Annotated in this window: 24 protein-coding genes, 1 pseudogene and 1 riboswitch; of the genes and pseudogenes, 11 read left to right on the top strand and 14 right to left on the bottom strand. The window is 33.5% G+C overall.

All coding sequences use genetic code 11. The annotated features are described in order from the left end of the window. Positions 1 to 208: 208 nt before the first annotated feature. The 8 genes from ACIQ7T_RS24540 to ACIQ7T_RS24505 form a co-directional block, all read right to left on the bottom strand. Complete coding sequence (locus ACIQ7T_RS24540) at positions 209 to 1,228, bottom strand: sensor histidine kinase (protein ID WP_402874348.1); 1,020 nt, start codon at positions 1,226 to 1,228, stop codon at positions 209 to 211. 21 nt (positions 1,229 to 1,249) lie between these two features. Next, positions 1,250 to 1,927 carry a response regulator transcription factor gene (locus ACIQ7T_RS24535; protein WP_386844672.1) on the bottom strand — a complete coding sequence of 226 codons (678 nt, stop codon included), beginning with the start codon at positions 1,925 to 1,927 and terminating at the stop codon, positions 1,250 to 1,252. Between the two features lie 56 nt (positions 1,928 to 1,983). After that, positions 1,984 to 2,424 carry an ATP-binding cassette domain-containing protein gene (locus tag ACIQ7T_RS24530; protein WP_370077208.1) on the bottom strand — a complete coding sequence of 147 codons (441 nt, stop codon included), beginning with the start codon at positions 2,422 to 2,424 and terminating at the stop codon, positions 1,984 to 1,986. Beyond that, positions 2,414 to 3,163 carry an ABC transporter permease gene (locus ACIQ7T_RS24525; protein WP_370077210.1) on the bottom strand — a complete coding sequence of 250 codons (750 nt, stop codon included), beginning with the start codon at positions 3,161 to 3,163 and terminating at the stop codon, positions 2,414 to 2,416. The genes ACIQ7T_RS24530 and ACIQ7T_RS24525 overlap by 11 nt, the downstream gene beginning before the upstream one ends. 16 nt (positions 3,164 to 3,179) lie before the next feature. Then, positions 3,180 to 4,013, bottom strand: coding sequence for an ABC transporter ATP-binding protein (locus tag ACIQ7T_RS24520; RefSeq protein ID WP_402874342.1), 834 nt, complete (start codon positions 4,011 to 4,013; stop codon positions 3,180 to 3,182). A 197-nt stretch (positions 4,014 to 4,210) separates the two neighbouring features. Next, the gene (locus tag ACIQ7T_RS24515) at positions 4,211 to 4,387 is read right to left on the bottom strand and encodes a hypothetical protein (RefSeq protein ID WP_370077214.1); all 177 of its coding nucleotides are present in this window, start codon (positions 4,385 to 4,387) and stop codon (positions 4,211 to 4,213) included. A 603-nt stretch (positions 4,388 to 4,990) separates the two neighbouring features. Continuing rightward, a complete protein-coding gene (locus tag ACIQ7T_RS24510; protein ID WP_370077216.1) occupies positions 4,991 to 5,401 on the bottom strand; it encodes a hypothetical protein in 411 nt (136 codons plus the stop codon). Then, complete coding sequence (locus ACIQ7T_RS24505) at positions 5,361 to 5,762, bottom strand: hypothetical protein (RefSeq protein ID WP_370077218.1); 402 nt, start codon at positions 5,760 to 5,762, stop codon at positions 5,361 to 5,363. The genes ACIQ7T_RS24510 and ACIQ7T_RS24505 overlap by 41 nt, the downstream gene beginning before the upstream one ends. A gap of 227 nt (positions 5,763 to 5,989) precedes the next feature. On the opposite strand from ACIQ7T_RS24505, the gene ACIQ7T_RS24500 reads away from it, so the two are divergent. Next, the gene (locus ACIQ7T_RS24500) at positions 5,990 to 6,835 is read left to right on the top strand and encodes an aldo/keto reductase (RefSeq protein ID WP_370077220.1); all 846 of its coding nucleotides are present in this window, start codon (positions 5,990 to 5,992) and stop codon (positions 6,833 to 6,835) included. A gap of 81 nt (positions 6,836 to 6,916) precedes the next feature. Here the strand turns inward: ACIQ7T_RS24500 and ACIQ7T_RS24495 are convergent, their stop codons facing one another. Then, the gene (locus tag ACIQ7T_RS24495) at positions 6,917 to 7,300 is read right to left on the bottom strand and encodes a winged helix-turn-helix transcriptional regulator (RefSeq protein WP_370077222.1); all 384 of its coding nucleotides are present in this window, start codon (positions 7,298 to 7,300) and stop codon (positions 6,917 to 6,919) included. A 110-nt stretch (positions 7,301 to 7,410) separates the two neighbouring features. On the opposite strand from ACIQ7T_RS24495, the gene ACIQ7T_RS24490 reads away from it, so the two are divergent. The 3 genes from ACIQ7T_RS24490 to ACIQ7T_RS24480 all read left to right on the top strand — a co-directional run bounded on the left by ACIQ7T_RS24490 (position 7,411) and on the right by ACIQ7T_RS24480 (position 10,255). Beyond that, complete coding sequence (locus ACIQ7T_RS24490) at positions 7,411 to 8,595, top strand: MFS transporter (RefSeq protein ID WP_370077224.1); 1,185 nt, start codon at positions 7,411 to 7,413, stop codon at positions 8,593 to 8,595. 154 nt (positions 8,596 to 8,749) lie between these two features. After that, complete coding sequence (locus tag ACIQ7T_RS24485; RefSeq protein WP_370077226.1) at positions 8,750 to 9,166, top strand: YuzC family spore coat inner layer protein; 417 nt, start codon at positions 8,750 to 8,752, stop codon at positions 9,164 to 9,166. 146 nt (positions 9,167 to 9,312) lie between these two features. After that, positions 9,313 to 9,417: riboswitch (SAM riboswitch) on the top strand. 100 nt (positions 9,418 to 9,517) lie between these two features. Then, positions 9,518 to 10,255 (top strand): cyclase family protein, encoded by a 738-nt coding sequence (locus ACIQ7T_RS24480; RefSeq protein WP_370077355.1) that lies wholly within the window; start codon positions 9,518 to 9,520, stop codon positions 10,253 to 10,255. 52 nt (positions 10,256 to 10,307) lie between these two features. Here the strand turns inward: ACIQ7T_RS24480 and ACIQ7T_RS24475 are convergent, their stop codons facing one another. Both ACIQ7T_RS24475 and ACIQ7T_RS24470 read right to left on the bottom strand, forming a co-directional pair. After that, entirely contained in the window at positions 10,308 to 10,904 is a 597-nt protein-coding gene (locus ACIQ7T_RS24475) for a DedA family protein (RefSeq protein WP_370077228.1), read from the bottom strand. Between the two features lie 229 nt (positions 10,905 to 11,133). Further along, positions 11,134 to 11,907 carry a Cof-type HAD-IIB family hydrolase gene (locus ACIQ7T_RS24470; protein WP_402874336.1) on the bottom strand — a complete coding sequence of 258 codons (774 nt, stop codon included), beginning with the start codon at positions 11,905 to 11,907 and terminating at the stop codon, positions 11,134 to 11,136. Between the two features lie 591 nt (positions 11,908 to 12,498). On the opposite strand from ACIQ7T_RS24470, the gene ACIQ7T_RS24465 reads away from it, so the two are divergent. The 5 genes from ACIQ7T_RS24465 to ACIQ7T_RS24445 all read left to right on the top strand — a co-directional run bounded on the left by ACIQ7T_RS24465 (position 12,499) and on the right by ACIQ7T_RS24445 (position 17,504). Further along, positions 12,499 to 13,194: a DUF2225 domain-containing protein gene (locus ACIQ7T_RS24465; RefSeq protein WP_402874333.1), complete on the top strand. Its 696-nt coding sequence runs from the start codon at positions 12,499 to 12,501 to the stop codon at positions 13,192 to 13,194. Between the two features lie 23 nt (positions 13,195 to 13,217). Continuing rightward, entirely contained in the window at positions 13,218 to 13,571 is a 354-nt protein-coding gene (locus tag ACIQ7T_RS24460; protein ID WP_402874330.1) for a hypothetical protein, read from the top strand. A gap of 181 nt (positions 13,572 to 13,752) precedes the next feature. Then, positions 13,753 to 15,177, top strand: a complete 1,425-nt coding sequence (locus ACIQ7T_RS24455) for an erythromycin esterase family protein (RefSeq protein WP_402874327.1) — start codon at positions 13,753 to 13,755, stop codon at positions 15,175 to 15,177. Between the two features lie 149 nt (positions 15,178 to 15,326). After that, complete coding sequence (locus ACIQ7T_RS24450; RefSeq protein WP_402874325.1) at positions 15,327 to 15,968, top strand: TetR/AcrR family transcriptional regulator; 642 nt, start codon at positions 15,327 to 15,329, stop codon at positions 15,966 to 15,968. A 126-nt stretch (positions 15,969 to 16,094) separates the two neighbouring features. Beyond that, on the top strand, positions 16,095 to 17,504 hold the full coding sequence (locus ACIQ7T_RS24445; RefSeq protein ID WP_370077240.1) for an alpha/beta hydrolase family protein: 1,410 nt from the start codon (positions 16,095 to 16,097) through the stop codon (positions 17,502 to 17,504). A 37-nt stretch (positions 17,505 to 17,541) separates the two neighbouring features. Here ACIQ7T_RS24445 and ACIQ7T_RS24440 read toward each other — a convergent pair whose 3' ends face one another. Then, positions 17,542 to 18,372: a MerR family transcriptional regulator gene (locus ACIQ7T_RS24440; RefSeq protein ID WP_370077242.1), complete on the bottom strand. Its 831-nt coding sequence runs from the start codon at positions 18,370 to 18,372 to the stop codon at positions 17,542 to 17,544. Between the two features lie 181 nt (positions 18,373 to 18,553). Here ACIQ7T_RS24440 and ACIQ7T_RS24435 point away from each other — a divergent pair, with 181 nt between their 5' ends. Continuing rightward, positions 18,554 to 19,021, top strand: a complete 468-nt coding sequence (locus ACIQ7T_RS24435; RefSeq protein ID WP_370077244.1) for a GNAT family N-acetyltransferase — start codon at positions 18,554 to 18,556, stop codon at positions 19,019 to 19,021. Then, complete coding sequence (locus tag ACIQ7T_RS24430; RefSeq protein ID WP_370077246.1) at positions 19,008 to 20,357, top strand: MATE family efflux transporter; 1,350 nt, start codon at positions 19,008 to 19,010, stop codon at positions 20,355 to 20,357. Before ACIQ7T_RS24435 ends, ACIQ7T_RS24430 begins: the two co-directional genes overlap by 14 nt. A 59-nt stretch (positions 20,358 to 20,416) precedes the next feature. Here the strand turns inward: ACIQ7T_RS24430 and ACIQ7T_RS24425 are convergent, their stop codons facing one another. Then, the gene (locus ACIQ7T_RS24425; RefSeq protein WP_370077248.1) at positions 20,417 to 20,956 is read right to left on the bottom strand and encodes a GNAT family N-acetyltransferase; all 540 of its coding nucleotides are present in this window, start codon (positions 20,954 to 20,956) and stop codon (positions 20,417 to 20,419) included. A gap of 122 nt (positions 20,957 to 21,078) precedes the next feature. Further along, a pseudogene (locus ACIQ7T_RS24420) lies at positions 21,079 to 21,342 on the bottom strand (CD3324 family protein). Between the last annotated feature and the right edge of the window lie 86 nt (positions 21,343 to 21,428).

Genomic DNA, 21,428 nt, shown 5'->3' with positions numbered 1-21,428 from the left:
TCTTGCAATTCTCATGTTGCTCCTGTCCATATAATCTTTGTATAAGCCATCTTTAATCCACAGCGCTCCATATTATTTTGGCTAATGGATGCAAATTTTGCGTGACCTATCATGAAACTACAGTTTCGTTTGGAGGCTCATTTAAACGAAACTATATTAATGCTTGATAAACATTAGTTAACCTATGCGAGCGAAACTTCATAATAGATTAAATTAACTTTCTAAACATCTGTATTTGAGTACCTTTGTTGGAAGAAGTATAATTTACGGTAATACCTATTTTTTCTGAAACATTATTTATAATTTTGAGACCTGTATTCTCATTTTTACGCATTTCCTGTTCAAAATCAAAACCTGATCCAAAATCTATAATAGATATACATTCGTGTACTTCCCCGTTTGAAGATACATAATTAATTATAATTTTATCGCTATCTGATGCATGATTTACAATGTTTTGGAAGATATTATCTAAAATTCTTTCAAACCATAATTTATCGATTTTCCAAACTATTAAATGTTTAATATTGTTATGAATTGTTATGTTTTCTTTCTTAAATAAATAATTCCATTTCTTTAGTGATTCCAATATAATTTCTTGAATATTTTCTTCTATTAAAGGAATGTCTACATCTTCTTGTTTTATAAAAGTTTCATCATACATATGATCAATTAATTTAGTTAAATAGTTAATATTATAATTAATTTTTTGGATGGCTTGTGGAAGATTTTTTTCATTCTCAATATAATACAGTTGGGTTTTTATTACTGATAAAGGCGTTCTAATATCGTGAGATAATTGATTCATATATTCTTTTCTTAGTTTTTCTTGTTGAGCAATCTTTAATTGATTATAGATTAATCTATCTAGTAGCCTATTTATTGCTAAACTAAGTTTTGATATTTCATCTTCCCCTTTAACGGGAAGCTTAACGGGTATTTTAGAATTGCTGTAAATGTTATCAATCACATCTCTAATATTATTAATATCATCTGTTAGCTTATCAATTATTTTTGATGATAAATAACCGTATAAAAAAACTATACATAAAAAGAGTATTATAATATATGGATATGCATCTCCAGAGTTAAATATAGAATATCCCTTCGAGAAAAAATTACTAATTAAGAAAAATAAGTAAAAAAGGTAATTTGATATTAAAAACAAAAATGGCATACTTATTAAGGATAAATATAAGAATAATTTATATTTTCTTCTAAAACTCACCTTTTCTCATTCCAATCAAGGTTAATAATTTAAACGATAACCATAACCATATATTGTTTCTATAATAGTTGGGTTTTGAGGGTCAATTTCAATTTTATCTCTTAAATGCTTTATATGCACCGATAAATTTCCATAAGTACTATAATTTTCCCACAAATAAGACATAATTTGTTCTTTTGAAAGGTTAATATTTTTATTATGAATGAAATATAAAAATAGATTTAGTTGTTTATCAGTTAATGATATCTCTTCATTATTAAGTTTATTATGTAATCTTTTGGTTTGCATATTAAATAGTAAATGTTTAATTTCAATAATAGAATGATATTTTTTGTTTGCTATAGAGTTTACTCTAGCTAGTAATTCCAATGGGTCAAAGGGCTTTACCAGATAGTCATCAGCCATGGTTATTCCCTTTATTTTATCGTCTATATTATTTTTAGCTGTTAAGAAAATAATGGGCAATTCTGGATTTTGCAATTTTATCCTGGAACATAAACTAAATCCATCCTCGAATGGTAACATAATGTCCAGTATTACAATATGTACACCATTAAATATTGATAAGTTACATGTTCCATCTTTAAAACAAATGACACTTTTGAAGTAATTAGAGAAGAAGTCTTGTAAAAATTCGCAAATATCTTCATTATCTTCAATAATTACTAAGTTTAGATGTTTTAGCATTCCACAATCCATTTTTATCTCCCCTCTCCAAAATATAGTCCAAGTAAATAATATTACGAGGACTATATTTAATTCTTTTTCTTTTTGCAACAATCCATTATCAAGTTTATATGATTTACATCATCGATATTTTTATGTCTATGTGAAATAAATAGTATTGTTTTGTTAGTAGCAAATAAATTTTTAATTACTGCTTCCTCAGTATCAATATCTAGGTTACTTGTGCCTTCATCTATTAATAACATTTCAGGATTAGCGGCAAGGGTTCTTGCAATTGATAATCTCTGTCTTTGTCCACCCGATATTGTTGCTCCATAGTCTCCTAACACTGTATTATACCCCATTGGAAATTTAATGATTTCTTCATGGATGCATGCCATTTTTGCAGCATGTACAATATCCGAAGATGAAACATTATTATTATAGAAGCGAATATTATCTTCTATAGTCCCATATTCAAAAGATCCTTTTCTGATCTTTTGAATGTTACTCTTTTTTCTATTTTTCAATAATTAATTTTCTTGAAGTAAAAAATACATATAAACAATATAAAATTAAAATGGTACTACACCAAGCTATACTTCCCACTATTGTGGCAGACATAGTATTATCAAAATAGTAATCTTTATCTATTATATACAGACCTAGCCTATACGAGAATGTTGAAAAAATAGTATAAGCAAAGGGTGCAGCAATTAGAATCATTGAGAATAGTGAAAATACGATAGAAATAATGCTACATATAACAATATTTCTAGACCAGACCATTACAATTGTGCTTAAAAGTAAAATGGGCACACTTAAAGAAAAAGTCATAATCAAATATGAAATTGTGATATCAACAATATTCTTAATTAAACTTTCTTTCCCCCAATCAATAACTGTCCCATAGATCAATAATAATATATAATTTAAAGCTGCTAATAAAAACAAACAGAACGAAGCCGTAATAATTTTTGCCCAGAAAAGTTTATTTTTCGAAAAGTTATATGTTATCCAGTTTAGATAGGTACCATTTTTGTACTCTATATAAAATACCGAACTTACTAAAGTACCAACAATAATAGGGAAGAACATAAAATATTGATTATAGAAAATAAAATAAACATCTTTAATATTCGAATCTTTATTGTTAACAATATAATTAATTATATTCATCGCTATAGGTAATAGATTTAATGCCAGTAGAAACCAAATAAACTTTTCTCTTTTTAATTTTAACAACTCATTTTTAAATAATATTTTCATTTTAATAAGCTCCTTCTTAAGAACACATTATTTCCTCATATAAATCCTCTAATGTGTATTTTTCAAAAGTATAATTACCATCTTTAATCAACTTTTCATCATCCCCACTATAAATATATTTATTAAAGTTTGATTCTAAATGCAATTTAGAAACATATGGGTTTTCCGAAAAATCGCTGGCAAGACTCTCTTTATTTTTTAAAGTAACAACATAGAATAGCTTATTATTATTGTTCTTAATTTTTGTAATAATTTTCCCTTTTTTTATAAATATTAATTCATCTGAAATTGACTCGATTTCTGTAAGATTATGACTAGAAATTAATATACAGTTAGTAGGTTTTCTTAAAGAGTTTTTAATCAAATTTCTAACAGATTTAATACCGAGTGGATCTAACCCATTTGTAGGTTCATCTAATAAAATAACCGAAGGATCCCCCATAATGGCCCTAGCTATTCCTAATCGCTGTTTCATCCCTAAAGATATTTCCGAATATTTTTTATCCTTAGCTTCATAAATGTCAAAACCATTAAGGATTTCCTTATAATCTATATTTTCAAGGTTTGTGTATGCTCCATGAAGCTTCAAATTCTCTAACACGGTTAAATTATTATAAAACATGGGATATTCAATTAATTTACCAATATGCGCATCTTTTATAGGTCTATTGTTGTGTAATATTTCCCCATCATAATTAGTTAAACCTAATATAGATTTAAATAAAGTTGTTTTCCCTGAGCCATTAGGACCTAACAAACCGTATATTTTCCCATCTTTGAAGTTAAGATTAATATCTTCTAATATTATTTGTTTTTTTGTTTGTAAATTTAAATCAATAATTGAAATCATTTAAACATGTCTCCTCTAAATATTTTTAAATAACACATAATGTGCCATAAATACCCTACGAAAAATTAGCGTATTATAGATTTTTTCTACACGTAGCAACAGCAAACAGTATGCCACTTGAACAATTCAAAAAGAACTTGTAGTGTCTCAAATACTCATCATCGGCTTACGCAATGAAATTCCTAATTTAGAAATGCTTATTTAGAGTTATAGCCAATCACAAAAACAAAAAAGAAAACAACATAAACGACGAATAAAATTTTTACTATTTTAGACTCAAATACCAACTTACCGTTTTTTATAAATTCATAAAGAAAGACAACAAATGTACCTAACAAGGCACACATAGAAATGACTAAAGCGATTTTTTCCATAAAAACTACCTCCCTCTATAGTGCATTATTGGTTTTAACCATAAACTTTAAATGAGTAATTACCCTTTATTAATAAAATTACAGCACAATGTTTTTTGGATAGAATGAGAAATCTCTCATCAAAATGTTTAACTAAAGCATATTAATATCATGTTCTTATACAGATTTGGATACTTACTCAATTCGTTTATTAACAAATTGAAATGATCTTCAAATTACCTAAAATACATACATTGGAATTTTTCAAAATTTTCGTTTTAAAATACTCTTATTTACAGAATAAAAAATAATTATTAAAAAGTTATTAATTATCATCAAATGTATTAATTTGTATCCTCTAAATTTAGAAGAACTTCAATTAGATCTAAGTATGTAGTCTTTTTAACACCTCTTTTTACAACAAATATGTATATGTAATAATAATTGCCGGGTATTTTCATATCACCAATCACTGATTTCGCATAAAAAACTTTTATACCAGGTTGGTGGCAGCGACCTATCTGAATCCGAAAAAATGTAATATTCCTAAGGGTTAAATCCCCTTCTAACTTCCGCAATCCACTCATGTTGCCTCTGTCCATATACTCTTTGTATAAGCCATTTTCAGCCCACACAGTGCTCCATATTATTTTGGCTTATGGATGCAAATTTCGCGTGACCTATCATTAAACTACAATTTTGTTGAAGAGCTTCGTTGATACGAAACTGTATGAATGCTTGGTGAATCCCTTGATTACGGGCAATTAGTTTCACGGCAGATGCAGCTAATATGGCTGTCCCATCATTTATATACAAGGAGCCGATACCAACATCCTCATCTTGAAAAGAAGCGATATAAAACGACCAACCTGGTTTGTCATACAAAACTTTATTATTCGCTGTGACACTTTCTGCTAAAAATGCTGGCATACCAAAACCTTCAACATAGATATTTCCGTAACGATCAAATTCGGCTTCATCGATTTGTCTTATTTTAATGGAAGAATTCTTTGTTTTCCCTACCCTCTCCTTCATTTAGCTCACAATATAATGTTGCATGAAGATCACTCTGAAAAAGACCGGCGTTATGTAATTTTTGTAGTGAAGTAGCATTTGCGTATTGTGGCGCTAAATCAAAACGAGCTGGTATTTCTCTTTCCTTATAAAAGTTAAGGATTTTATCTATGGCATTCTTTGAACTAAAACAATTACCTTTTACCACATTGTAAGAGGGACCGGGGATATTTTTTATGGAGAAAGCATAGGCACCATCAAATTGGCCAATCTCAACTCTCATAGCATTGTCCTGAATTTCCTTAATTGCATTCAGCCTTGATTCAAACATCTTTATTTCGGTCTTTTCTAAGTGATTTGCCAAGTTTTTTGTTATTACCATGAGTCCCCAACTATTTTCAAATATTCAATTTTCTGCCATTAATTGTAACGCATATAGAAGGCTGAACCACGTAAACTAATAAAAATTTCTTATAGCGAACCATTGATATCTCACAAAAGTTACCTCCACGTTTCTATGAAACTAAAAAGTGCGTACTTTTTTTTGCAATGGCATGGAAGCATAATAAGAAAGCAACAAAGCACAAACGAAAATCGGAGGACAGAAAAATGATTAATCATTTACAAGATAAAATTACATTAAATAACGGCTTACAAATGCCTGGTATGGGTCTAGGCGTATTTCAAGTACCGAATGATGTTACAGCAGAAATGGTAAAAAATGCGATCGAGGTTGGTTACCGTAGTATCGATACTGCCGCTATTTATGGTAATGAAGCAGGGGTTGGCGAAGGTATTCGTCAGGCACTAGCAACTACTGGTTTAAAACGTGAGGATTTATTTATTACATCAAAAGTATGGAACGATGGCTTGAGCTATGAAGAGACAATTGCAGCATACGAAGACAGCTTAGAAAAATTAGGGCTAGATTATTTAGACCTATATCTTATTCATTGGCCAGGTAAAAATAAATTTGCAGAAGCTTGGAGAGCACTCGAAGATTTATACGATCAAGGGAAAATTAAAGCTATTGGCGTATGTAATTTCCATGTGTCACATTTACAAGCCCTTCTGAAAACAGCTCGTATCACACCAGTTATTAACCAAGTGGAATTACATCCACGATTACAACAAACTGAGGTACGTTCATTCTGCGAAGAGCACAATATACAAATGGAAGCTTGGGCACCATTAATGCAAGGTGGACTTCTTGAAAATGAAACTATTTCAAAAATAGCTGAAAAATACGGGAAATCAAACCCTCAAGTTATCTTGCGCTGGGATATTCAAAATGGTATCGTCACAATTCCAAAATCTGTGCGCAAAGAACGTATGATTCAAAACGCTGATATTTTTGATTTCTCACTAACTGATGAAGAGATGACTATCATTAACGCCATGAATCTAGATCAACGTGTTGGACCAAACCCAGATGAGTTTGATTTTGTCATGTAAACGATAGCTATGTAAACGTGAAAGAGACTGTCTTATTTTCTTAGTATAGAAAACTTTTTAGACAGTCTCTTTCCAATCTATTTAAGATGTATGCTTTATTGCGATATCTTCATCCCGTTGCATTAACAGAACATCTTCACCTTTTTCTTGTAGCACTTCGATATGTTTTTCACCCCAAGTGCAAAGGATGTTCAGCACAGGGTCCATCTCTTGACCATAAGGTGTTAATGAATATTCAACTTTTGGCGGTACTTGATTGAAAACCTTACGATTAATTAATCCAGACTGCTCCAATTCACGCAACTGGCTTGTTAGCATTTTTTGCGAAATGCCTGGAATCAATCGGCGAAATTCATTCGTACGAATCTGACCATGGTGGTTAAGATGACAAAGAATAATAGGTTTCCATTTGCCTCCAATGACTTCAAGAGTGGCTTCAACACCGATATTATAAACTTTTTTCATTGTAAACCCCCTGTAATATTCAAAAGTAACTAAAAGTACCCTATATAACTTTTAGGCATGTATGAATATTACTATATACTATACAAAAAATCAAAGGAGATATTAATAGAATGAAAAATACAAAAGTGCCGAATGCTAAACTAACATTACTCGCACTTGCGATCAGTGCTTTTGGTATTGGCTCTACAGAATTTATAAGCGTCGGACTTCTACCATTAATTACAGAAGATTTCGGTATAACGTTAAGTACTGCGGGTTTAACCGTATCCATATATGCACTAGGTGTAACTATTGGTGCACCGCTTTTAACAGCCTTAACATCGCGCCTTAGTCGTAAAAATGTATTGCTGCTCGTCATGGTGCTTTTTATTATCGGGAATTTACTTGCAGCTCTAGCACCCTCATTCTCATTACTACTTGCCGGCCGTGTTATTTCAGCATTAGCACATGGCGTGTTTATGTCTATTGCCTCTGTAATCGCTGCAGATGTTGTGGCACCTAATAAACGAGCAAGTGCAATAGCTTTTATGTTCACAGGGTTAACATTAGCAACTGTCACAGGCGTCCCGCTAGGAACTTTTATTGGACAAGTAACTGACTGGCGAATGTCATTCATTTTCATTGTTTTAATTGGTATTATCGGGTTAATTAGTAATACTCTGCTTGTGCCGAGTCAGTTATCGAAAGGTAAACCAATATCTATTCGAGATATCGGGAAAGTATTAGGGAACATACAAATGCTATTAATTCTCTTTATTACAGCAATCGGATACGGCGGCGTGTTTGTAGTATACACATATGTTTCCCCTATATTAGAGCAATATATGGGCTACTCACCTCAAGCAATTGTCATTATCTTAGTTGTATTCGGTATCTGTGTTGCTATCGGTAATACACTGGGTGGTCATTTTGCTAATAATAATCCATTACGTTCTATCTTTATTATCTTTATCGGCTTAGCATTAGCACTACTCGGCATCAACTTCTTTTTAGAATCATCAATCGTTGGATTAATAATGGTCTTTATGATGGGGCTATTTATGTTTATGAATGTACCGGGATTACAGCTTTATGCCGTTCAGCTTTCAGAAAAATATATACCATCAGCTATTTCAATGGCTTCAGCATTAAATATTTCAGCCTTTAACATTGGTATTTTTCTAGGATCATACATTGGAGGAATCATCGTTCGCCACCAATCATTAGCTCATACACCTATATACGGATTCGGCATGGTGATGCTTGCCGCAGCTACTACATTTCTATGGTTACTCTTTGATAGAAACAAACTTTGAAGATTTATCGGAACAATTTCAGTTTTTATCAACGGGTGACTCCTTGGGCAGACGAGACCCTGGAGTGAAGCGGTTCATCGGATGCCCCCAGGAAACACCGAAAGCCTTTGTTGTACATAATATATGGTATCAGCATAGGATAGGAGGAATTTAGTTGTATTACAATCCTTATCCGTATTTTGTCTATCCTAATTATTATCCAACATGGGCATGGGCAATGGCCAATCAACCAACTACTCAACAACCTTTTAGACAGCTAGCAATGCCAACAAACCCAACGAATAGAAGTCCATTTCCACCCGTCAATACAAATAGATTGAAGACTTCTGCGAAACGGATCAAAGCTATTATGAAGCAAGCACAGATACTTACGGATAAAATTGATGAATCCGAGCCATTTGCACATGATCTTATGAACGCAGCACAGCAATCAAATAAAACAGAAGTTGAAAAATTAATCACGTCAACAGGCATTACTTTAAAATTCGAAACGAACTATACACCAGATGGATTTCGAATAACATTTACTGATCAAGGCTGTTGTAAGCTAACATTAATTTTGAATTGGTGAAGAGTTGGCCCTTTGAAGAGGGCCACTTTTTTTGCCTTTAGCATCTTTATGAATTTTAACCTTGTATCCCTATTGAACTTGTAAACTATAAATAAATATGCTAAAGTGTTTGTAATCTTTATTTCTGAAAATTCTTATATTGTTTTTTCTTATCAAGAGAGACGGAGGGATTGGCCCTATGAAGTCTCAGCAACCAGCCTATAGGTATGGTGCTAATTCCAATTGGCGAAATTTAGCCTTGAAGATGAGAAGACTTACTTTAGTTGCTTTGCACAAGAGTCCTCTTTCTACAAGGAGGGCTCTTTTTTATTGTTACATCCAAAAATAATTAAAAGAAAGCAGGAAGATATTATGGCAAACGAACTTTTACAAGCAATTCAACTATTGAAATCGAAAGAATGGGTGGATTTAACACATACATTTGGTCCTAATTCGCCCCACTTCTTTATGTTTGATGATGCAAAATTTGAAACATTATTTTCCCATGATGATGGCTTCTTTGCGCAGCAATTCACTTTCCCTGGGCAATACGGAACACATATCGATCCACCTATCCATTTTGTGCGAGATACACGCTATTTAGAGGAATTGGAGCTAAAAGAACTAGTGCTACCACTAATCGTTATTGATAAATCAAAAGAAGCCGAAGTAAATAACGACTTCACGTTAAGTGTTCAAGATATTCTTGACTTTGAAGCTGAAAATGGGGAAATTGAAACAGGTACCTTTGTTGCGTTGCGTACCGATTGGAGTAAACGTTGGCCAGATAAAGAATCTTTCAGCAACAAAGACGCTGATGGCAATAATCATATTCCTGGCTGGGGATTAGAAGCGTTACAATTTTTATTCGGCGAACGAAAAGTAAGTGCTATTGGCCACGAAACCTTTGATACGGATTCAGCAACAGATTTTCGTAAAAATGGTAAGCTAGATGGCGAATATTTTGTGCTTGAGCAAGATACTTACCAAATTGAGCTCATGACAAATTTGGATAAGCTCCCTCCAAAAGGTGCTGCTATTTTCAATATTGTACCAAAGCCTGAGAAAGCCTCTGGATTCCCTGTGCGTTCATTTGCAATATTGCCTTAAAAGATAAAAAGGTCTGATTCACAACCTGAGTAGGTATTGAATCAGACCTTTTTTACTTTGGCGAATTCCTTTTTTTGAAAATAAAATAAACGATTAACATTAGTATTAGGAACAATACTATAAGATAAATACTGTAGCGGGATAAATATACCCCAACATAACGCCAGTTCTCCCCAAGTACCTTTCCTAAGGTAATAAAAGTAAATGTCCAAATAACTGCTCCCGTATAGGCAAAGAAAGCAAATTTTTTATAAGGATAATTATTGATAGCCGCAATATATGCTGTAAGATGACGCACACCAGGAATAAAATATCCTATTAATAATAATCCCGGCCCTATTTTTGCAAATAATTTTCTAGTAAAGTCAATTTTCTGTTCAGTAATGTGGATTTTTGGACCGTATTTTTGCAATAACGGTAGCCCAAATCTATAGCCTATATAGTAGCTCAGAGTAATTCCCCCTGCCGCACCTACCATAGCGCTGATTAAAGCTGGAATATGTGCGAGGGTTTCTTTATATACGCTATATCCTACATATGTTAAAAATATCTCATCGGGAAGTGGCAGCCCAACAATCCCGCCAACTAGGATAAGAATGATGCCAAAATACCCGTAATGTTCTATTAGAGATTGCACGTGATGCGCCATAAATCCTTCCCACCTAAAGCATAATGAATTTCTTTTTACAGATAGCTTTATAATAACTCAAAGCAAACAATATTATGAGTATTATGACTTTAATACAATTTTCTCCAGGATTTATTATCACTGCCTGTAGATTGTATAGATGGAAAAATTATTTCTTTTTAAAAACTTTCTCCAATGTTGTATAGTGGTCGATTCATGCTATAAATCTCATTTCTCGGCTACTACTCTATTAAATTATTTGTAGCTCCCGAAGAGCATAATCAATACCATCCTCAGTTGATTTCTTCGTTACATAATTAGCGACATTTTTTAATGCTTCACTACCATTGCCCATTGCAATACCAAAGCCAACCTGCTCCAGCATGTCAATATCATTATCTCCATCACCAAAAGCAAGTGCTTCCCCAGGACTCAAGTCGAAATAATCTAGTACAGCATGGACAGCAATAGATTTAGAAACATCATGTTGCAAAACATTTGTAATATACGGGTGCCACCTTTTAAATAATAAATGAGGGAATTTTGAAGTATACTTTTTCTCAATATCCTCATCGCCATATAAACACATTAAGTAAACCTCTTGCGTTAAAATATCTTCATTAATATCAGGAAACTCTAGCAAAGATAATGTTTCTTGCATAGCTTTTAATGTCTTTTCTTCTTGGACGTTATTCATCGATAATTGTTCTGTAAAAAATGATAGACTTTGTTTATTGTCTTCAGCAAAAGCCTTAACTGCGTGGACAATTTCCTTTGCAATAGGCATTTTATGTATTACTCGATCTTGATACTTAACATGGGCACCATTAGCTGTAATAAACGTTTCTATGCCTATGTTTCTTAAATCTTGGCACATTGACAAGGGTCTTCCTGTAGCAGCAACAATATGAATTCCTTTGTTTTTTAATTGCTTAATAGCGGTTCTTGTACTTTCTTCAATACGACCATCTTCATAATTAACAAGCGTTCCATCTACGTCAAAAAATACAATTTTATAATCCATCGTTCGCTCCTTATCGTTTTACACAATTTTATTAGGTATATCATTTAGAGGAACCTCACCATAACATGGCCCACTTCGGGTAACACCTGTGACGATGATCTCCAAGAAGTCGCTCAGCCCTACTCCGATCACCCTGATATAAATGTCATTTTCCACTACAGGCGAGTGTTGAGTGACTCCCCTTTGTTGCTTAATAATAATCCTATATTTCCCCAATCAATATACTTGTAATTTTACATTAAGAAACATCTTTATACCAAAATCACGAAATAGGCATTATCGCCTACACATTCAACTTTATAATAAAAACATCAATAATTATTTAAATTTGTACGTTATTTGACAAACTAAAACGAATGTATAACTTGCTTTAACTACACCGATAAATACTATTACGGGTACATATTGAAATTCCAAATAACTAAGAAAATAATGAACATTTTTATTTTAATAATTCTAAAGGAGTATACCAAAGAACATAGAATTGTTAATATAAAGGTAACTAAATTAAACACATTGAACGATACTGTCCATCGTATAAATAGAACAAAAGAAATAATAATCGTTTTTTATGTAAAGGAGTTGATTCTTATGGCATTTAACATTTACTACTATGAAAGTAGTGTGGATTGCAAGTTTTGCAAGAAGCATTTTACCACATATAAAGTACGCCCTAATCGATATAAAATTATCGAAGAACAAACAGACTTCATGCCCGTTTACGAAGGTTTAAACCCGTTATTGTATGAAGTTGCCGTCTGTCCACATTGTGGCTATGCTTACCACAAATCTATGACAAGAACATATGGGCCTTTCATGCTTCTTATTGATGAGCTATACATAAAAGCGCTTCAAAAACCAATGGATATGTGCAAGGAACGTACAATCGATGATGCCATTGTAAGCCTTAAATTAGCTTATCTTGTATCAAGGGCATCAATGGAAGAGTCACTTCTTATGGCTAATTTCGCACTAAAAATAGCCTGGCTATATCGCTTAAAAAATGATCATGAATCAGAATTGCGCTACCTCTTTGCTGCAAGGGACTTTTACAGCAAATCTTTTGCATCCAATCAAGAGGGCGGAGAGAGAATTCAATTTTTACATGCAGAATTAAGCCTTCGACTCGGAGATATTGCTGAAGCGAAAAAAGGATTCTCTCGACTAATAGCAGATCGAAATGTCTCCAATAAATATCGAAAACTAGCACGAAATCGCTGGGAAAATTATAAATATGATGAGCAACCTAACAATGTAAATGACCATATAGGAGAAGTCATCAATTGAAGTAAACGAGGAGAATAATCAACATGCAGCTATTTAATAAAAGGATTGATGTGAGAGAAGAAGATATTTTTTCAGAACTACATCATTTTTTACTGAGAAAAAATAATCGCTATTTAACGAACGATGAGGTAGTTACATTAACTGGGGTTTCATCTGAGCTACTCTATAAATGGGTAAAAACAGGAAAATTTAAAAAATCGATTTTCCCTAATTTAGGCGCACCCTGTGAGCGCTGCGGACAAGTTACTCAGGCAAAAATCTGTGTTAGTTGCTCATCAACCATCGTTAACACTTTAAAACAAGAGGAAAAGGATCGTGCATGGTTCAATCAAATACAGCGGAATAATCCGAGAGCTAGCACGTATCACTATAAATAAAATAGTTAACATCTCTACAGTGTACATACGCTATGGAGATGTTTTTTTATCTGCCTCCGCTCGAATAACCCAAAATAATGACACCCAACCAAATTTAAACAAAATTTAAACAAACTCCCCTTTTACTTTAAACTTCACTATCTATAATTGACCTTAACATATAGCGAAGGACTGATAGAAAGTGACAAAAGGTAAGAATCGTAAGGTTTTATTATCATTAAGTATTGCGTTAGCAAGCTTTACAGCGTTCAGCGGAGTATCAAATGCATCGGCAGCAGTTCCAGCGATAGAAGAACGTGTAGCTTTGGAGAACAATTTAGAAGTAAAGCAAGCCCGCACATCCAATGAAACACTTCAAGATTGGAAAAAGTGGACAAACGATCATGCTTACGGCTTAACATCTATTCAACCTGAAGCAATTAGTCAACAAAACATTCCATCCACTAAATTTGAAGATTTAGAGATGTTAAAGCCTTTATTGCATGATAAGCGCATCGTTTTTTTAGGGGAAAGTTCACATGGCGCAGCAGAATTTAGCCTAGCGAAAACACGTTTAATTCAATTTTTACACCAAGAAATGGGCTACAATGTCCTAGCCTTTGAAAGCGGTATGGGGAATGCCATGAATGCGCAAGGACAAATTGATAAACAAACAGCGCAACAAACGATGAAGGATGCTATTTTTGGTGTATGGTGGTCAAAAGAAACACTGCCGTTATTTGAGTATGCTAAAAAAACACAGAATACCGATAAACCTTTGAAATTAGCAGGCTTTGATATTCAACAGCAAGGTGCGTTCACGAATGGTGAGTGGCTGCAAAATAGTCAGCTTGCTAAACAGTTCAGTGAAGTAGAGAAGCAACTTGTAGACTGGAGCTTTGGTACGGATCTAAAAGGCTACCAAAAGGCGAAACCAAGCATTATCGAAGTGTATAAACAAGTAAAATCTCAAGTTCAGCTAAAAGAAAAAGAGTTAAAAGCAGCTTATCCGAGCGAGCCTCATATTGTAAAGCTTATGGAACGTACTTTAGCTGACCGTATCCGTTTAGCAGACGACTATGTAGAACTATCAATTCAATCAAATATTGATTTAGAACAAAATAAATATGATTCTTTTTTAAAGACAATGGAATGGCGTGACCAATCAATGATGGAAAACCTTCTTTGGTTAGCAGAGGAGATTTATCCAACTGAAAAATTTATCGTCTGGGCGCATAATGACCATATTCGTAAAGCACAATCCGAAGTAATGGGTTCTCCTTATCCGGTAAAATTGATGGGTGAACGTCTACCAGATATCTATAAGAAATATAGTTATGTACTTGGTCTTTATATGACTAGTGGCGAAACAGCAAACAATATGGGTGAACCTATGGCCGTTTTACCGACAGTAAAAGGATCAATCGAGGATATTCTATCATCTTCAAATAAACCATACACATTTATCGACATGCGAAACCGTCAAAATGAGCGAGGAAACTCATGGATGTTTGAGCCACGTTTATCGTATAGCTGGGGAATGATTCAAGAAAGTCTTGTTCCACGAGATCAATATGATGGCCTTCTGCTGATTGATAAAGTAAGTAAACCACATTATATAAAATAAGAATATAAAAATAGCAAACTAGTTTTTCTAGTTTGCTATTTTTTAGTTCTTTTCTAACTGCTTTGAATTAAATAGTATGTTGTTGACAATTAAAATGTCTCACTCTATTATTATAAATACATTCGAATGTATCTATAAGGAGATATTTTATGGCCAGAAATAAATATCCAGAAGTTACAAGAAAAAGAATTATTGAATCAGCTGTTAAATTATTCACTGTAAATGGTTGGGACAATGTAACAATTCAAGAGATTGTAGATGATGTGGGAGATATCACTCGAGGAGCTTTCTATCATCATTTTAAAACACGTGCTGATGTTATTGATGCCATTACAAAAGAAATGCTGATGGCAAATAATTATTTTAATGAAATATCCGATTTAGAAAACTTAAATGCTTTAGAACGTTTAAGGCAAGGAATTTCTTTTTCAATTTCTCAAAGTGTCAAAGAAGAAAACCTATCCACCATCCCTTTAAAAATGAATTCTGCTGAGTTTGTTTATAGTCGCATCACAGAAGGAATACTGGTTGTTGCGCCAGGCATTCAAAAAATTATTGAAGAAGGAAATCGAGACGGATCACTACAAATTGCTTTTCCGAAGCAAGCAGCTGAGACCTTCACAATGCTTTTTGACATTTGGATGAATCCAGAAATATTTCGTGTAAGCCGAGCTGAGTTTATTCAAAAAATCGAACATATTAGTTTACTGTTCGAAGGGATTGGAATGCCACTGGTAAATGATGAATTGAAGAACGTTTTTTTAGCTTTATTTGATAAAGTTCACGAATAGTAGACTACTTTATGTAGTTTATTATTTTAGTCACATACATACATTTGTATGTATGTATCGACTGCTTGTAATTCTACACCACCGAACAATTACATACATTCGCATGTATGTAAAAGGAGATGTAATATGAAAACCTTAGAAGTTATATTTACGATTGTTTTATTATTATCAAGCATTTTACTGACTTTTAGACAGCGTGGGATAACTAAAATTAATGTTTTTATGTTAGTTGCCAACTATATATTACTATTAGCTACAATTATTTCAATTGGCGCTAACTGGCGTATAATCCCTGCTTATATTGTTTCATTAGTATTGACACTGCAGGTTTTTGTAAAGCCTAAAAGCACGATTGTTTCAAAAAAATTAAGTATGAAGATTTTTAAACTTGTAGGTATTGCTGCAGCAGCATTTGGAATGTTCACCTTACCAAAGCTTTTTCCAATCATATCTTTTTCTGAACCTACAGGTGAATATTCAGTAGGAACCCAGGAATTTCACCTCATCGATAAGAATCGTAAAGAATTTGTCGTACCTAATCATCAGGTAAATCGAGAATTAATGATACAAGTCTATTATCCTGCTGAAAAAGGGACTGGACAGCTCTCTCCTTACTTTGAACATATAGAGGCCTTAACACAACAATTAGCAATCACACAAAGTTTTCCGTATATCGCTACAACACATTTAGGATTGACGGAAACCCATTCTTATAAAGATGCGACGCCGATAAAGGCAAAAGGCAAATTCCCGCTTCTATTCTTTGCCCATGGAATGAGTTTATATAGTCGCCAAAACACCTTCCAACTAGAGGAGTTAGCAAGCCATGGCTATGTAGTTGTCGCTCTAAACTTTACAGGTGATGCGACAACAACTGTATTTCCAGATGGAGATCGTGTGGATTTTACACCAATTGAAAATACAATTACCTTCCTGAGTGGTCGTATCAAGCTTTGGGAACAGGATACATCATTTGTTTTAGATGAGGTCATTAAAGGTGATTTTGATAAGAATTTTAAAGCAATTGCAGCGTTAATTGATTATGACAATATTGGTATGCTCGGCCACTCTTTTGGTGGTGCGACTTCTGCACAAATGCTTGTAAAAGATGATCGCATTAAAGCGGCAATTGATATGGATGGTGGTTTATATGGTGACGCTATGCCAACAAATGGCCCAGAAAAGCCGTTTATGCTTTTGAATGCGGAGGCATCCATTAATTTTATGAAAGAAGCATATAGCCAACAACCAGGTAATCGAGATGAATTGTTTGTAGAATCCTATTTAAGAAATAAAACGATTGAAAAGCCTGGTGTTTACACAGCTATTATTCCAAAAACAAATCATGGAAGTTTTACAGATTTAGCAGCAGTTTCACCAATTATTAATGAATCTGGCGCAGATGTGAATGCTATTTTTAAACTGATTAATGAATTGTCAGTAGGCTTTTTTAATAAAAATTTAAAAGGAATCAATGACAATAAATTAGAAGAAATTCAGAAGGAACATCCTGATATAAACTTAACGTTGCACTAAAGCATATTGGAAAGCCGGGTTGTTGATAGTTAACTTATCAACAACCTTTTTTAATTTCTATCATAATTTTCGTTACATAATCCTCTTCACGATTTCTAATAACAGCATCATAAATATATTCTTCAAATACGTACTGCCCTAGTTCAAAACCTTTTTCCTGCATAACCTTAAATAATCGCTCGTAAGTTTCACCAAGTGTAGTAGAATCTCCTACATGGTATCCAACAATAAAATCTCCTTCAATCGCCTCGAAATAAGGATGACCTTCTCGTGGGTGTGGTTGCTCTATATACAAATGACTATAATTATCATAGTTGCCGGCTAATACTTGCTCTCTTCTTGTAATCCCTCCTATGGGATAACCTGTGTCTAATTGAGAGCGATCTAATTCATCAATAAAATCTGAAATAGCCTTCGTAAACTGTTCTTCCGTCGAATCCTCGATATTTTTACTTAAATACAATGTGGCCACTGGCAGATGCTCAACCGTAATACTATCAAAATCAATGTGTAAGGCTTCCTCTGTTAAATCGATTTTTACATCAATAATGCTTTCAATCATCTCCAGCTCTCGACGTTTTTTCGCTACAATTTCCTTTTGCTGATACATTAATTCTAAGAAATTTTCAGGTGATTTTTCTGCCATATATTTTTGAATATCCTTTAAAGACATACCAACCGCCTTTAATAGCTCAATCACACTAAAAAATTCATATTGTGCAATGGAATAATAACGGTAGTCTTTACTATCCTTCATAATTGGGGATAATAAACCGATTTGATCGTAATAAATTAGCGTTTGTTTATTGACTTTACAAATTTTGGCGAACTCACCAGTTGTAAAATATTTTACATTTTTATTAAACATTTTTAAGTTTCCCTCCTTGACCATATAGTTACTATATACATTAGATTGTAGCTATTCACAATCAATTATGCCACGACATAATTGTAGCTGTCGCTACAGAAAACATTTGTTGCTGTCGCACAGATAAACAATGCGTCCGGGACCGGCTGAAAGAAATTAAAAATAGAAAGGTTTTGACATTATGTTCACGGAAATTCGTGACATTACGGCTTTAAACAAAGAGAAAGTATTAGCATTACGTATTGCTGATCATCAGCAAGATTTTATTGAAAGTACAAAGCAATGTTTAGCGGAAGCAGAAATAGACGAACGCTTTATTCCTGTTGGATTGTATAGAGGAGATATTGCAGTCGGCTTCGCTATGTATGGTGTGTTCCCACATAAGGACAATACAAAACGTGTTTGGTTGGATCGCTATTTCATTGATGAGCGTTATCAGAACAAAGGATTGGGAAAATACTTTTTACAGCAGCTAATAAATTATTTAGTAGCTAAATACAGCTGTCAAAATATATATTTAAGCGTTTATGACAATAATATAGTAGCTATTCAGCTATATAAAAAGTTTGGGTTCGTCTTTAACGGTGAGCTAGATGACAAAGGCGAAAAGGTGATGGTAAAGGAGGTACATGCTCATGACTACCATTAATCCAATTGAAACAAGACCACTGAAGCCCTTGTTTTTATCATACTTATTTCCAGCTATGATTGGTATGTTGCTGATGTCAGTCAATATTTTAGTGGATGGTATTTTCGTTAGTCACGGAGTGGGGCCAACCGCTTTAGCTGGAGTAAATATCGCTGTACCCATATTCTCGATTTTACTCTCTATTTCCCTTTGGATTGGTATGGGTGGGGCAACACTATTTTCAATTTCTCTCGGTGAGGGCAATAAAAAAAGAGCGAACCAGCTCTTTACATTAGCATTTACAGCAATGGTCGTTGTCGTTATGACGCTGATTCTAATACTTTTATTCAATTTAAAGGAAATCTCCTATATATTCGGCGCAAGTGATGCTACCTTTCCTTATGTACAAGACTACTTACATGTTATTTTGATTTTCGGTGTGTTCTACACAATTGAAAACTTACTAAGCATTTTCATTCGAAATGATGGCAATCCAAAGCTTGCGATGATGGGTTTAATCACTACATCTGTGTTAAACATTATTTTAAACTACATCTTTATTTTCGTGCTCCACTACGGCGTAACTGGCTGTGCCCTGGCTACAGCACTTTCCACAATAATCGGTATGTCGGTGCTTTGCCTACATTTCTTCCGAAAGCAATCCGAATTAAAATTTGTGCGTAATTTTATCAACCTATCTGATCTAAAGAAAATTTTTGCTATTGGGCTACCAAGCTTTATTGTTGAGGCCTCCGTCGCTGTTATGGTTATTTTATATAATGTGACATTTTTACACTATTTGGGCTCAGATGGAGTAACCGCCTACGCGATGATTAACTATATTCATACCGTACTATTAACTGTATTCCTTGGTATCGGCATGGCCCTACAGCCTCTCGTTAGTTATCACCACGGTGCGAGATTAATTGAGAGATTAACAGCGTTATTGAAAATCGGTATAGCCACTGCATTTATTCTAGGTTTAACTACTGTCATAATTGCTACATTATTCCCTTCTCAGCTAATAGCATTATTCGGTGATAGTACGTTTGAAATTCGTAATATGGCAGCTCAAGGCTTTGTACACTTTGCAATTGGATATGTATTCCTTGGAGTGAACATGGTCTTTGCGGAATTCTTCCAATCTATTGAAAGAATTCGTCTTGCAACAACCATAATGTTACTTCGCAGTATTATATTATTTATCCCTGCTCTCGTACTATTGCCTAAATTACTTGGCCCACAAGCTATTTGGTGGACATTCCCCGTCGCTGAAGGTATTACCGCATTATTAATTTTTATATTTATGAAGAAAAAAACACATACTATTTTCTCAGAAGCAAGTTCCTTAAAATAAAGCAATATAAATAAAGTTAACCCCCTTTCAATACAATAATCGAGAGGGGGTTAGCTATACTAATGGCTCTTTTTTAATTGCATATATTCATCACGGAGAATACTCATAATTATTTCATCAAAATACTTACCGTTCATATATAAGGATTGCCTTAAAGTTCCTTCCTTTTTGAAGCCTACCTTTTCGTACGATTTGATTCCCCGAATATTATGAGAGAAAACTTGTAACTCTAGGCGATTAAGCTGAAGCTCCTCGAACGTAAATTTTTGAACAAGCTGAACTGCCTCTGCCCCATATCCCTTGCCGCAATCTTCTATACTATGTAAAGCTATGCGAAATATTGCTTTTTTATTGTCTAAGTCTATTTCCATAATGGTTAAATCACCGATAATTTGGCTATTTTCTACTAAACAAATAGCAAAATCATGGCGTGTGGAATCTTCGCTAAATCGAATCAAAGCCTCTCTAATCTGATCCTTCGTTAAAATGTTACGTGTACCTGTCATATACATAATTTCTTCATCTTGAAAGCACTTGTAGATACTATCAACATCTTTTTCTGTAATTGGTCTTAAAAATACACCTTGCCCTGCAATCATAAAAAACCCCTCCCTTTAACTATTGAACAAGATTTGTAGTAGAAAGAATATGCCTAGTTTAATTTAGAAACGTTTTAGACATATGAAAAGCACTAACATATCCACTGCTAGTGCTTTAAAAATTACTTCGTATATACAATTTTTTTAATCGTTTCTACCGCTAAATGATACTCCGTAGATAATTGTTCAATTGAAGCTTCATTCGTAAACGCTTCTTTTATAGACTTATTCCTGTCCTCAATATATTTCTTTGTGCCTGAACGAGCACCCCACTCTAAATAAGTGTTTTCTATTTAAGGAATATAAATCGTTTCACCTTGAACATATTTTTGGATTTCTAATAAAAGCTCTTTTGGTAAGATAACTGAAGCCTTCTTATAAGCCATTTATTCCAACCCCTCATTTTTATTTTGAAATTAATAAAACAAGGTAGCAAAGCTAATTTTATAAGAAATACTTCAAGGCAAATATT

The organism is Lysinibacillus sp. NPDC096212 (genome assembly GCF_044763105.1).
Lineage (GTDB): Bacteria > Bacillota > Bacilli > Bacillales_A > Planococcaceae > Lysinibacillus.
This window is presented reverse-complemented; position numbering and strand designations above follow the sequence as displayed.